This window comes from Paraliomyxa miuraensis (assembly GCF_026337845.1).
Lineage (GTDB): Bacteria > Myxococcota_A > Polyangia > Nannocystales > Nannocystaceae > Paraliomyxa > Paraliomyxa miuraensis.
The window spans coordinates 1-284 of record NZ_JAOVZF010000038.1; the positions used below are offsets into that span (position 1 = coordinate 1).

At 66.2% G+C, this 284-nt stretch carries 1 protein-coding gene; it reads left to right on the top strand.

Annotated elements, in window-relative coordinates:
* Positions 1-284: hypothetical protein (locus tag OEB96_RS00160; RefSeq protein WP_266213349.1), on the top strand; the 284-nt coding region annotated here is incomplete at both ends.

A 284-nucleotide genomic window follows, 5' to 3' on the forward strand; every position in this document is an offset into this window, starting at 1 on the left:
GGCAACATCACCCACAAGACCGACGTGGGCGGCTATGTCTACGAGGATGGGCGGCTCTTCGCCTACGGCATCGGCGTACCCGTGCTGATGGGCTACGACGCCCGCGGCAACGTCGTCGATCATGGCGGCCGCACGCTCACGTATACGCCGTTCGACAAGGTGCGGCAGGTCGTCGACGGCGCGGAGACTCTCGACTTCCGCTACGACGCCCAAGGCAATCGGTTCTCGCGGCACTCGGCGCTCGAGGACGATCTCACGGTGGTGGTGCAGGGCCTCTACGAGCG